This is a genomic window from Bacillus sp. JJ1521, from assembly GCF_036965165.1.
In the GTDB taxonomy this organism is placed as follows: Bacteria; Bacillota; Bacilli; order Bacillales; family Bacillaceae_L; genus Ferdinandcohnia.
Window position 1 is genome coordinate 239 of record NZ_JBALOX010000253.1, and the last position, 11,697, is coordinate 11,935.

An 11,697-nucleotide genomic window follows, 5' to 3' on the forward strand; every position below is an offset into this window, starting at 1 on the left:
TGAAAATGAATTAGCAAACTTAAACTCAGAGGATGAGGAGGCAGCCAAAAAAGCATCATCAGTGATTCGTTCAGCAATCGAATCATTAAAGATACCTGCATCGTTAGAGTTAGAAATTGCCTCATCTTATGAAAGACTATGTCCAGATAATGGACCGGTTGCAGTTCGTTCCAGCGCAACTGCTGAAGATTTGCCAGAAGCAAGCTTCGCCGGCCAACAGGAAACCTATTTGGGTGTTGTTACTAAAGAACAAGTATTACACCGCGTAAAGTGTTGCTGGGCTTCATGCTTTACAGATCGGGCGATTGCCTATCGGGTTCGCCATCAAATCAAACATGAAGAGGTTGCAAGTGCGGTTGTTATTCAAAAATTAGTTGATGCCGACAAAGCAGGTGTTATGTTTACCATTAACCCGGTAACAAAAGGCGATGAAGTGATTATCGAAGCCTGTTGGGGATTAGGAGAGGCGCTAGTATCGGGGGAGATAACACCTGATCAGTACATAGTCGAAAAACAATCAAACAAATTATTGATGGCAAATGTTTTGCCAAAAACCCATATGATTGTTCGAAGTGAACATGAAGTGAAACAAAAACCTGTGCCACCTGATAAGGTTCGTGCGCAAGTGTTAAATAGTAATGAATTAAATCGATTAAACAAGGTAGCATCAAATCTTGAAGACTTTTTTGGGTCACCTCAAGATGTAGAATGGGCCATTAAATTAGGGAAGGTTTATCTCCTTCAGAGTCGCCCGATAACAACAATTTAAAGGAAGTGTTTTAAATGGAATGGCTTGAAGCAGCCCAAGAGTCCCCGCTTAAAAAAACTGTTTTAAGGGACCATGTAAAAAACTTTATATTAGAAGCGATTATAAATGGAAACTTACAACCAGGTGACCGTATTGTTGAAACGCAAATTGCGAAGACTTTAGGAATTAGCCAAGGACCAGTTCGTGAAGCTCTACGGGAACTTGAAAAAACGGGGGTACTTCATTCAGAACCGTATCGGGGTTCTTTTGTAAAAGAACTAACTGAAAAAGAAATAACTGAGCGTTCCATTGTTCGTGCTTCTTTAGAGGAAACTGCTATTCGATTGGCAATAGCAAGGGTCACGGAAGACGATATTAACCAATTAAAAGCAATTATTAATGAAATGGTAAATGCAGCTAAAGCTGTTGATGCAGCTAAATCAATTGGCTTTAATGTCGACTTTCATCGCAAAATTGTGGAATTATCGGGGAATGAATTTTTATTAGCGATGTGGGAGGATATTCATCCAAGTACGTGGACAACTATTACGACTCATGTTGTTAAAAAAGAGCTAGTGGAATTAGCGGAAAGACATAATGAAGTTTTAGATTCGATCATCTCGGGGGATCCAGATATAGCTGTTAAAGTTATACGCCAACATATAGTTGGGCTAACCTCTACTACTCCTTAAACTTGGCATTTTGGCCAATTGGCCTTTGCATATATTGTTATCAATTTAAGGGGGAATCTGAATGACAGTAAAAGTGAATTCAAGGGAAATTTTGGGACAGTTTTTAGGAAATGAAAAATTTCCAATTAAGTGGGGAAACGAAAGTGACAAAGATGAATTTTGGTGGTTCGACGATCTTCACGTTCCCCGCCCAGTATCTCCACTATATTTTGACATTGGTGGCTGGTGGGGGGGAACATGTGAATACATGTTCCGTCGTTTCGGTGTGCCATTCGGAAAAGAGTGGAATGCATTAAATGTAAACGGTTACTTATATACTTCAGTGAAGCGAAGAGATCCTGAAGAAGAAGAAAGATTAGCTCCATATTTCGGAATGATGCTGCCAATCTATGCAACTCGCTTCCTTGGATGGTGGGAGGAACGGTATCTTCCTGAGATTAAGAAGAATCTAGAGTACCTTGATAATTTCCCTTATGAAAATTCTAGTATTCCAGAAATGATGGTCTTATTTGAGGATGCAATTGACATTCAGGAAAGGCATTTCCGAATTCATTGGATTTTAAATTTAGCACAATTTGCTGCACATTCACAATTCAGCAATATTGCGGTTGAGGTTGCCGGTGAAGATGCTGGCCAGTTTGTTGGAAAGGTTCTCGTATCTACTAAAGATAAAAACTGGGAATCTTCAAAAGAATTATATGATATTAAGGAAAAAATTAAAGCTGATTCAGAGCTAAAGGCGATACTCACAGAGCAGGATACGATTGAAAATATACAAACCGCATTAGCAAAATCAGAAAAAGGACAGGCAATTTTAGATGAAATTAATAGATATAAGGATGAGTATGGATACAAGGCGATTTTTACTCATGAATATATTTATGAACTTTGGAAGGAAAACCCTGCTCCAATTTATGAAACATTGCGAAACTATATTGATTCCGATTATGACTATTACCAAGATAATAAGAAGGTAGCGGTAGAGCAGGAGTTAGCAATTAATGAATTACGATCTCGCATTCAAAATGAGGATGACCTTAAAAAGTTCAATGATGCACTTGAATTAGCCTTAGCAATGAATCCATTAACACCGGATCACCATTTTTATATCGACCAGGGCACATATGCTCGTATGAGAATTGCATTTAAGGAAATTGGTAAGAAATTTGTAAATCGTGGGGATCTCAATGATTCAGAGGATGTCTTTTATCTTGTGTATGACGAAATTCGCCATTTAGCTGCTGTTCCAGATGCGTTTGATGCAAAAGCACTTGTGGCCCAACGCAGACAGGAGCAGGATGAGGCACAAGCGGTTAGTCCTCGTGATTGGGTTGGAACCGCCGATCATTGGGCCTTAAATGAACAAGTTTATGCTGGAGTTTGGGGCTATCCTGAACGATTTGAATTATCAAAAACAAAAGATCAAGAAACTAGTGAAATTAAAGGCCTTGCAGCTTCAAGTGGGGTAGTAGAAGGTGTAGCACGTTATATTAGTAGTCCGGACGATTTTGACAAACTTCAACAAGGGGAAATTCTTGTATGTAGAATGACAAATCCTGCATGGACATTGTTATTTAGTAAAATTTCCGGTCTAGTAACTGATTCTGGTGGTGTCCTTTCTCACCCAGCGGTGATCGCAAGGGAATATGGAGTTCCAGCGGTTACAAGTACATTAGATGGAACAGCCAAAATTAAATCTGGTCAAAGAATCCGTGTAGACGGAAGCAGTGGTGTGGTGACAATTCTCGACTGACTTTTTTAAGATGCTGGGTCGTTGCAGCGACTCAGTATCTGTTTCAACCCACACCAGTGCTCCCGACATTTAAGTATAAAGGTATATAAAAAAATTAACAAGGGAGGCGCATTTAGATGTCACGTCAAATCATAGATTTAAGTTTAACAATTGGTCCAGATATGCAAACTTTTCCAAGGGTAGCTAAACCAATAATTGCTCAAGTCGAAAGTCATGCTGAATTTGCCAATAACATAGGTGCTACCAAGTATGGGGAAGAATGGTTAACCGCTCATTGCGTCATTGTTCAAGGTGATCATATTGGTACACATATGGATTCACTTCGCCATATGAGAGGAGACGGTCCCGGAGCAGAAGGTATACCAGTAGAGTATTGTTTCGGGGACGGAGTTCGATTAGATTTTCGTCATAAAGAACCAGGAAGTCTAATCACTGTAGAGGATATCAAGCAAGCGGAGAAAGACATTAACTATGGAATTAAAGAAAGAGATATTGTTCTAATTTGGACTGGGGCAGGTGCTTTCAATCAGGAAGAGCGTTATCATCGCGATTTTGCGGGAATGAGTAAAGAAGCAACGATCTATTTGGTTGAAAAAGGGGTTAAAGTCATGGGATGTGATGCTCCAACCTTTGATCCGCCAGTATGGTCGATGTTTGAAAAGAAGCTTTTTTGGGAAGCACATAAAGTTATGCTAACACATGAGTATTATCATCTTGAAAACATGATGAACTTTGAAAACATCCCTTCGTCACATGGGTTCTTATTATCTGTATTGCCAATCAAATGGGAAGGTGCCACTGGGGCAGCGGTTCGAGCTGTTGCCATAATTGAAGAATAGTATATTTGAAGGATTAAATAGGGGGAAGAACGATGAAAATTGAACACTCTATTCAATTAACTGCAGAACGAGATGTTGTATGGGATTGGGTAACTACTATCGAACGTGTTGCTGAATGCATTCCAGGTGTTGAGAATATGAAGGTTATCGAAATCAATAAACATTACAGTGCATTAGCAACTGATAGAGTCGGACCATTTAAAGTTTCTTTTCCTATGGAATTATCATTAGAAGAAGCAAAATTTCCATTAATGAAAATCAAAGCATGGGGTCAAGACAAAATCACAAAAACACACGTTCAATTAGAACTCTTTGTTGAAGTAAATAAAAATGAATCTGAAGGATCGGATCTTAACTTAAAAGTAGACTTACAGATGAAAGGAAAGATTGCAACTCTTGGTCAAGGAATGGTCAATCGAAAGTTTACCGAAAAGGTTGAAGACTTTGCGAAAAATTTAACCGCTGTGCTCGAGGGAGGCCAACAAAATGCTTCAGCCCTTTAGCCTAATTAAAGCAAAAAGTATCGATGATGCAGTCGATCTAAAGGCTAAATTAGGGGAAGATGCTGCATTTTATGCTGGAGGTACAGAATTACTACAGGTTTTAAAAGAAGGAATGCTTGAATACGAAAATTTAATAGGTTTACGTTCATTAAACGAACTAAACTTTGTTGAAATAGATGAAAACAATAAAAAATTAAGAATAGGCGCTTTATCAACACATGCGGAAATTGCAAACTCTCCCATTGTAAAAAAATATCAACCTACTTTTGCGCAATTAGAGAATAATATAGGAAATATTCGAATCCGAACGGCGGGTACCATTGGTGGAAACCTTGCGTTTGCAGAACCAAGATCAGACCCAGGTGCATACTTAGTAGCCGCGGAAGCAGATATCAATACAATTTCGGCAAATGGAACTAGACGAATTCCAATGAGTGATTTTTGGTTAGGACCATTTGAAACCGCGCTTGAGGAAGGAGAAATGATTACTTCCATTGAGGTTCCGTTTTTAAGTGAACGTACTGGATCGTCCTATCAAAAATTTTCAATTGTGGAGTTTCCAATGGCAGGAGTTGCAGTCATCTTACGTTTAGATCCTAACCTGGAGGCAATTACTGATTCAAAAATCGTTGTCGCAGCAACTAACCCAATACCTACCCGATTGGCTACAATGGAAGCTTTATTTGTAGGAAAAAGCATCGAAGTAGTTGAGAAGGATATTGATTGGTGGGTGGAAGGGATTACGCCAGAAATGGATGCAGTTGATGATAATGATGGGAGTGCTGAATATAAAACACATGTTGTTGCATCACTTTTAAGAGATGCTGTGCGAGAAGCCTTTATCAAAGGAAAGGAGGGGATAGGATAATGAACAAGCACAATATCACTAGCACTGTTAATGGGGAGCAGGTAAATATTGATGTAAATGCATCGGACTTATTAATCGACGTTCTAAGGGATAGAGGATTAATCAGTATAAAATTAGCTTGTGATATGCAAGTGTGTGGGGCATGCACCGTATTGTTGGATGGAAAACCGTATAGTGCATGTACAACACTAGCGATTGAAATGGATGGAAAAGATATTTTAACAACGGAAGGATTAGCAGATGGAGAAAACCTTCACATCATACAACAAGCGTTTATGGATAAGGGTGCACTTCAATGTGGATTTTGTACGTCAGGAATTATGCTATCCTCCCTCGCTTTACTAAAGGAAAATGCGAACCCATCCGAGGATGAAATTAAGCACTATCTGCATGGAAATATTTGTAGATGTACAGGTTATTCAACTATAGTCGAGGCAGTACAACAAGCAGCATCCAAGCAGCAGCGGGAAGGAGTAAAGATTTATGATTAAATCTGGAGTTCCGAAAGCTGAATCAAGTATTGGTCGAAAAATTCCACGTAAGGATTATCGTGCCAGGGTATTGGCTAAGCAGCCTTTTCCAAGTGATATACGAGTGGATGGAATGCTTGATTCAGCTATTGTTAGAAGCCCGTTTGCACATGCTGAAATAGAATCAATTGATATCATGGAAGCGCTGAAAGTGCCTGGTGTTATTTGTGTGCTTACCAAAGATGATTTAAAAGACTTGGATCCCTATTACGGACCTGTTTTTCGTGACCAACCTGTACTTGCCATTGATCGAGTGCGTTACGAAGGGGAGCCAGTTGCCGCGGTTGTAGCAATTGATAAAAAAACAGCTTATATGGCTGCTAGTTTAATAGATGTTTCTTATAATCCAATACCAGTAGTTGATTCCATTGAGGCCGCTTTAGATCCTGATGCTCCTAAGGTTCAAACGGAAACATTCAAGGGTGGCCACTATAACAAAGTGTTAACAAATACTGATCCTAGCAATTCATCAAATATTGCTTATAAGTTTGATTATGAACGTGGAAATGTAACAACTGTATTTAAAGCTGCTGATTTTGTAATTGAAAATGAGTACCAGGTACCAATCATCCACCATTTTCCACTTGAACCTATTCATACTGTAGCAAAATATGATGAATCTGGAGTTACGGTATGGACTGGAACCCAAACAGCAGCTGTAGTAAGACAGGACCTAGCTTTGATTTTTGGTTTACCCCAAGCAAAGGTACGTGTTATTTCAATCCCAATGGGTGGTTCATTTGGGGCGAAAGCATTTACGAAAATAGAACCTTTAGCTGCTGTACTATCCAAGAAAGCTGGTAGACCTGTTAGGGTTGCCTTATCGATGCAAGATACAGCAAAGACAATTCGTAGAGCGGGCGCAAGAGTGAAAATTAAAAGTGGTGTACAAAAAGACGGTTCGATTGTTGCAAGGTCGGTGAATATTGATTATCAAATCGGTGCTTATGCCGATTGTGGACCTCGTGTTGCCCAAAAAGGTGGCTATGTTTCAGCCGGCCCATATCGCATTCCTAATTTGGAAATTCATTCTCGGGCTATTTATTCAAATACACCACCAAGTGGAGCGTATCGAGGGTTCGGAGTGCCACAAGCAACATGGGCTTATGAACAACATACTGATGAAGTTGCGAAAACACTAAACATGGATCCGGTTGAATTCCGTTTGAAAAACCTATTAAAGCGTGGAGAGCAATATGCTGAAGGAGATACTCCGATGGATTCAGATTTAGCCCCTGTTTTAAAGGATTTAACAGATGAACTTGGTTGGAACCAACCACTAAAACCTTGGCGAGGAAGAGGCGTTGCTGTTTCTTTTAAACCAAGTCAAGCTCCATCCGAATCTACTGCGGTAGCAAGATTACACGGAGATGGAAGTGTTTCAATTTTAATGGGAACGGCTGAAATGGGGCAAGGCTCTCTAAGTGTGATGGCACAAATTGCTTCGGAAGAATTACATATCCCACTAAACCGTGTTTTTGTTACACACCCTGATACGGCAATGGTTCCATTTGACTCAACAACAACAGCAAGTCGATCAACGGTTGCAATGGGAAGTGCAATCCAAGATGCTGCAAAAAAAATCAAAGAGAAATTGGTGAAACGAGCGGCATCATTTTTAAATGTTTCAACTGATGAAATTAAGATTGAAAATGGAAAGATACGTGCAAGAGAGCTCCAATTAGAAATTTCAGAACTACTCATGCAGACGAAACAACAATATGGAATAGAAATTTGCGAAGTGGGTCAATTCCTTTTAACACCAACTAAAGCCCCTTTGGGAGGTTCAACACCTTTTTGGGAGCCTTGTTGGGTTGCTACAGAAGTTGAAGTCGAACCAACGACAGGAAGAGTGAAAATAATCAAACTATTAACAGCGGTTGATGCGGGTAAGGCAATCAATCTCCAGCAGGTAGAAGGTCAAGATATCGGTTCATCGATGCAAGGCATTGGAGCTGCACTATATGAGCAGATGATCTTTGAGGATGGGGTATTAAGCAATCCTTCATTAGTTCAATATCGTGTCCCTCTTTTCAATGACCTTCCGGAGGATTTCCGTTCCCGAGTAATCGAAAACGGAGATGGTCCTGGGCCATTTGGGGCAAAGGGTGTTGGCGAAGGTGGCTTAATGGGTGTGCCGGCAGCAGTTGGAAATGCAGTTGCGCAAGCAATTGGGACACGTGTTAATCAACTTCCACTAACGCCTGAAAGAGTTTGGAAGGCGATTGAAGACAGAGGTGATTTAGAATGACACTCTATGTTCATTTTGTAAGACATGGAGAAGTTGCTTCACATCAAGGTGATGTCCCAATTACTGAAGATGGAGCTAAATTTGCCCGAAAAATAGGAGCTTTATTTGGCGAAAAAATAATGAATTCTGAAAAGGTAACGTTTCTTTATGCATCAACGAATCGAACACGTCAAACAGCAGAAATGATGCGTAAAGGTATTCTTGATAAGCTTCAGGAACGTGAGCTAGAAGAGGTAGACTTATCTGAACCAACGGTAGAAGATGCCATTCGGAACCCGGACATCTATTTAGGAGGGTTACGGGTGGAAATGGTTTCAACTCCTGAAGCGCTAGCAGAACAAACCAAATCGGTTGGATTAAATGTGAATCACGTAAAAACAGTACCCTTTTGGCCACAGTTTTGGGAAAGTCCAGACCGGATAGGTTACTGGCTCGGGTTTGATGATCCACCAGGAGAAAACACATTGACTGTTGCTCGTCGGTTAATGAAATTTGCGGAAAGCTTGGAGGCTTTACCAGGTGATGAGACACGCCGATTTATTTGTGTTACACATTCACCTGTATTACGAGCTTTTTTAAATACCTATTTGCTAGAGAAAGACCTTGGAGAGCCAGAATACTGTGAAACGATTGATATGACCTATGAATCTGACGGCTCTTGTACAATTCGTTATCGTGATTTCATAAAAACAATAAATAACTTTCAAACTATTTAGGAGGAAAAATAAATGATCGTATTAGTAGCGAAATATCACTGTAAACCAGGTAAAGGGGACGAAGTACAACAGTATCTTAATGATATGAAACCATTAGTAGAAGAATATGAAAAAGGTTGTCCTGTCTATTATGCGAATCGTTCGCAGGAAAATCCAGATCTTTTCTTATTGTATGAGCAATATGTTGATCAAGCTGCATTAGAGGGACATCGTGAAACACCTCATTTCCAAGAAATTATTGAAGGGAAAATTATTCCACTTTTAGAAAAGCGTGAACGAGAGGTTTATAACTTAGTAGAGTAGACATTTATTAGGAGGTGATCACATGAAGTTAATCTCATATCAAATTCCAACAATCGATGGTCCGAAAGTACGAATTGGTGCAGTTGACGGTTCTGTAGCAGTTGACTTGGCTGGTGCATATCGATTGAATTTACTTGCAAAAGGTTTACCAAATAGTGCCGCATTAAGAATTAGTTCTGCACTTTTACCTAATGATATGGTTGCTTTTATTGAAAATGATGAAGCGGGTATGGAGGCGGCTCAAACAGCACTTTCCAGGGCAATTGAGAGTGGTGATGAAGTAGGACCAGAAGGAGAACAAATAATTCTTCCACTGGATGAAATCAAACTTCTTCCACCTGTTACAAGTCCACCTATGCTAAGAGATTTTATGGCTTTTGAAACACATTTAAAAAATATTTATCCTAGATTAGGACGAGAAATTCCACCAGAATGGTATGAGATGCCAGCCTATTATAAAGGTAATCCTAGCAGTTTATCTACACATGGTGATGAAATTCCTATGCCATCTCATGCAACAGAAATGGATTTTGAGTTTGAGCTCGGCCTTATTATTGGTCGCGGTGGTAAAAATATTCAACGTGAAAATGCAATGGATCATGTGTTTGGCTTAACAATCTATAACGACTTTAGTGCAAGGCAAATTCAATCTAAAGAACTTGCCATTGGTTTAGGCCCTGCAAAAGCAAAAGACTTTTCAAAGGGTAATGCATTAGGGCCGTGGATTGTAACGATGGATGAAATTAAAGATGTTTATAATTTAGCAATGAAAGCGAAAGTAAACGATGAAGTATGGTGTGACGAAAATTCCGGTAGTATACATTGGAAGTTTGAGGACTTAATTGCACATGCTTCATGGGAAGAATACCTTCAATCAGGGGATGTGCTGGGGTCCGGAACAATTGGTTGGGGTTCTGGTCATGAACGAGGGCAATATTTATACCCAGGTGATCGAGTAGAGTTAGAGGTTGAAGGTATTGGTACTTTAACAAATACGATTGCCGCTAGGGAAGAATAAAAGAATTAGAAAATTGGTCCATGAAGACGTTCGTCCATTTATGGACCAATTTACTTTAATTTCTATAAGTTAAAAGGTTAAAAGGTTTCGGAGGTGACATTTTATGCGAAAGTTGATACTAGGATTAGAAAAATGTTTAGCCGAAAAGAAAACTGCAGTAATTGCTACCATAATCAAAACAGAAGGGTCCACCTATCAGCCAGTTGGAGCCCGAAGTTTAATTATGGTTGACGGTCAAATTGAAGGTCTAGTCAGTGGTGGGTGTGTAGAGAATGATTTGATAGAACGGGTATCTAGCATCATTGAAAACTATCATTCTGAAATATTATATTATGATTTTCGCTCAGAATTTGATCTCATTTGGGGTATGGGTCTAGGGTGTGACGGAGCCGTAGAAATTTTTCTGCAGCCATATGACCCTGTAAATCACCTTAAGGATGCAGAAGAAATCTATCATTTCATGAAACAGCGTGACCAAACTGAACAGAGTTACCAAATCGCTACAGTGATTCAATCTGCTAATGATAGTAAATGTCCTGTTGGGTTGATACAAATTTTACCGTCATTTGAAGAAGTTCAACTGAAAAAATCAACACTTTGCGAAATAGTGATCAATGGGACACAAACCGTTAGCTTCATTGAACAAGTAGAGCCACGACCGCATGTAACGATTTTTGGGGCGGGTCCGGATGTTGTACCTGTTGTGAAACAATTGGCCAAAATAAATTGGAAAACAACTATAGTTGATCATCGCCCGCAATACGCAACATCTGTTCATTTTCCTGAAGCAAATGAGGTAATCCTTACCAGCCGAAACGGTTATGAATCAATGAAAATGAAAGAAAACACCTTTGTCATTATCATGACTCATAATTTTGAAGTCGATGTTAGTGTCTTACGGAGCCTTTCCAAAGAAAATGTTCAGTATATTGGCATTTTAGGTGCACATAGACGGATTTATAAGCTACTTGATGAATTAAAGGATTCTGAAATGGATGTCTTTACGGCAAATAAAGTCCATTCCCCGATTGGTCTTGATATTGGAGCACAATCACCAGAAGAAATAGCGCTTAGCATTGTGTCTGAATTGCTTGCTGTCAAAAATAAGAAGAATGCTAGTCAAAGGGTTGTAGCAACGAATGAATATCGGCCACTCGTACAAAGGTGTTAGGAATGACCACAATTAAAGAAGGAAATCGAATCCCATTATTTTGTATGGTCACATTACTTTTTTGGGTTTCCATGTATACTTGTGTTCCAATTTTAGCCGCCTATTTGGAGCATTTAGGTGCTTCATATAAAATGGCTGGTCTTGTCGTTGGAATGTATGGTCTAACCCAAATGTTACTTCGAATCCCTGTTGGTGTAATTTCCGACCGCCTGCATATACGAAAAATATTTATTATTTTTGGTATTCTATTTTCTATTTTATCGGGTATCGGCATCCTTTTCATCCAAGAAGTTTCATGGATTTTA

General features: G+C 39.5%; 13 protein-coding genes (1 of these 13 running past the window's edge). All 13 read left to right on the forward strand.

Features of this window, described 5'->3' with window-relative positions; genetic code table 11:
• Window positions 1-769, forward strand: partial view of a PEP/pyruvate-binding domain-containing protein gene (locus tag V7147_RS23930; protein WP_335370299.1) — the 3' portion only. Its footprint begins 131 nt before the window's first position; only the last 769 of its 900 coding nucleotides appear in the window; its start codon lies beyond the left edge, outside the window; its stop codon occupies window positions 767-769.
• Between the two features lie 14 nt (window positions 770-783).
• Complete coding sequence (locus V7147_RS23935) at window positions 784-1,440, forward strand: GntR family transcriptional regulator (protein WP_335370300.1); 657 nt, start codon at window positions 784-786, stop codon at window positions 1,438-1,440.
• A 61-nt stretch (window positions 1,441-1,501) separates the two neighbouring features.
• On the forward strand, window positions 1,502-3,193 hold the full coding sequence (locus V7147_RS23940) for a PEP-utilizing enzyme (protein ID WP_335370301.1): 1,692 nt from the start codon (window positions 1,502-1,504) through the stop codon (window positions 3,191-3,193).
• Between the two features lie 116 nt (window positions 3,194-3,309).
• Window positions 3,310-4,032: a cyclase family protein gene (locus tag V7147_RS23945; RefSeq protein ID WP_335370302.1), complete on the forward strand. Its 723-nt coding sequence runs from the start codon at window positions 3,310-3,312 to the stop codon at window positions 4,030-4,032.
• 32 nt (window positions 4,033-4,064) lie between these two features.
• Window positions 4,065-4,535 carry a CoxG family protein gene (locus V7147_RS23950; protein WP_335370303.1) on the forward strand — a complete coding sequence of 157 codons (471 nt, stop codon included), beginning with the start codon at window positions 4,065-4,067 and terminating at the stop codon, window positions 4,533-4,535.
• The gene (locus V7147_RS23955) at window positions 4,519-5,403 is read left to right on the forward strand and encodes an FAD binding domain-containing protein (protein ID WP_335370304.1); all 885 of its coding nucleotides are present in this window, start codon (window positions 4,519-4,521) and stop codon (window positions 5,401-5,403) included. The genes V7147_RS23950 and V7147_RS23955 overlap by 17 nt, the downstream gene beginning before the upstream one ends.
• Window positions 5,403-5,894 (forward strand): (2Fe-2S)-binding protein, encoded by a 492-nt coding sequence (locus V7147_RS23960; protein WP_335370305.1) that lies wholly within the window; start codon window positions 5,403-5,405, stop codon window positions 5,892-5,894. The genes V7147_RS23955 and V7147_RS23960 overlap by 1 nt, the downstream gene beginning before the upstream one ends.
• The gene (locus tag V7147_RS23965; RefSeq protein ID WP_335370306.1) at window positions 5,887-8,184 is read left to right on the forward strand and encodes a xanthine dehydrogenase family protein molybdopterin-binding subunit; all 2,298 of its coding nucleotides are present in this window, start codon (window positions 5,887-5,889) and stop codon (window positions 8,182-8,184) included. The genes V7147_RS23960 and V7147_RS23965 overlap by 8 nt, the downstream gene beginning before the upstream one ends.
• Window positions 8,181-8,900: a histidine phosphatase family protein gene (locus tag V7147_RS23970; RefSeq protein WP_335370307.1), complete on the forward strand. Its 720-nt coding sequence runs from the start codon at window positions 8,181-8,183 to the stop codon at window positions 8,898-8,900. Before V7147_RS23965 ends, V7147_RS23970 begins: the two co-directional genes overlap by 4 nt.
• Before the next feature lie 12 nt (window positions 8,901-8,912).
• Complete coding sequence (locus V7147_RS23975) at window positions 8,913-9,203, forward strand: putative quinol monooxygenase (RefSeq protein ID WP_335370308.1); 291 nt, start codon at window positions 8,913-8,915, stop codon at window positions 9,201-9,203.
• A 22-nt stretch (window positions 9,204-9,225) separates the two neighbouring features.
• A complete protein-coding gene (locus V7147_RS23980; protein ID WP_335370309.1) occupies window positions 9,226-10,221 on the forward strand; it encodes a fumarylacetoacetate hydrolase family protein in 996 nt (331 codons plus the stop codon).
• A gap of 103 nt (window positions 10,222-10,324) precedes the next feature.
• Window positions 10,325-11,392, forward strand: a complete 1,068-nt coding sequence (locus tag V7147_RS23985) for an XdhC family protein (RefSeq protein ID WP_335370310.1) — start codon at window positions 10,325-10,327, stop codon at window positions 11,390-11,392.
• A 2-nt stretch (window positions 11,393-11,394) separates the two neighbouring features.
• On the forward strand, window positions 11,395-11,697 hold a 303-nt coding region (locus V7147_RS23990), incomplete at its 3' end, for an MFS transporter (protein ID WP_335370311.1).

Bases quoted from the DNA above. Each gene is read 5' to 3' on its own strand.
- V7147_RS23935 (WP_335370300.1), top strand. From the start codon at position 784: ATGGAATGGCTTGAAGCAGCCCAAGAGTCCCCGCTTAAAAAAACTGTT.
- V7147_RS23940 (WP_335370301.1), top strand. From the start codon at position 1,502: ATGACAGTAAAAGTGAATTCAAGGGAAATTTTGGGACAGTTTTTAGGA.
- V7147_RS23945 (WP_335370302.1), top strand. From the start codon at position 3,310: ATGTCACGTCAAATCATAGATTTAAGTTTAACAATTGGTCCAGATATG.
- V7147_RS23950 (WP_335370303.1), top strand. From the start codon at position 4,065: ATGAAAATTGAACACTCTATTCAATTAACTGCAGAACGAGATGTTGTA.
- V7147_RS23955 (WP_335370304.1), top strand. From the start codon at position 4,519: ATGCTTCAGCCCTTTAGCCTAATTAAAGCAAAAAGTATCGATGATGCA.
- V7147_RS23960 (WP_335370305.1), top strand. From the start codon at position 5,403: ATGAACAAGCACAATATCACTAGCACTGTTAATGGGGAGCAGGTAAAT.
- V7147_RS23965 (WP_335370306.1), top strand. From the start codon at position 5,887: ATGATTAAATCTGGAGTTCCGAAAGCTGAATCAAGTATTGGTCGAAAA.
- V7147_RS23970 (WP_335370307.1), top strand. From the start codon at position 8,181: ATGACACTCTATGTTCATTTTGTAAGACATGGAGAAGTTGCTTCACAT.
- V7147_RS23975 (WP_335370308.1), top strand. From the start codon at position 8,913: ATGATCGTATTAGTAGCGAAATATCACTGTAAACCAGGTAAAGGGGAC.
- V7147_RS23980 (WP_335370309.1), top strand. From the start codon at position 9,226: ATGAAGTTAATCTCATATCAAATTCCAACAATCGATGGTCCGAAAGTA.
- V7147_RS23985 (WP_335370310.1), top strand. From the start codon at position 10,325: ATGCGAAAGTTGATACTAGGATTAGAAAAATGTTTAGCCGAAAAGAAA.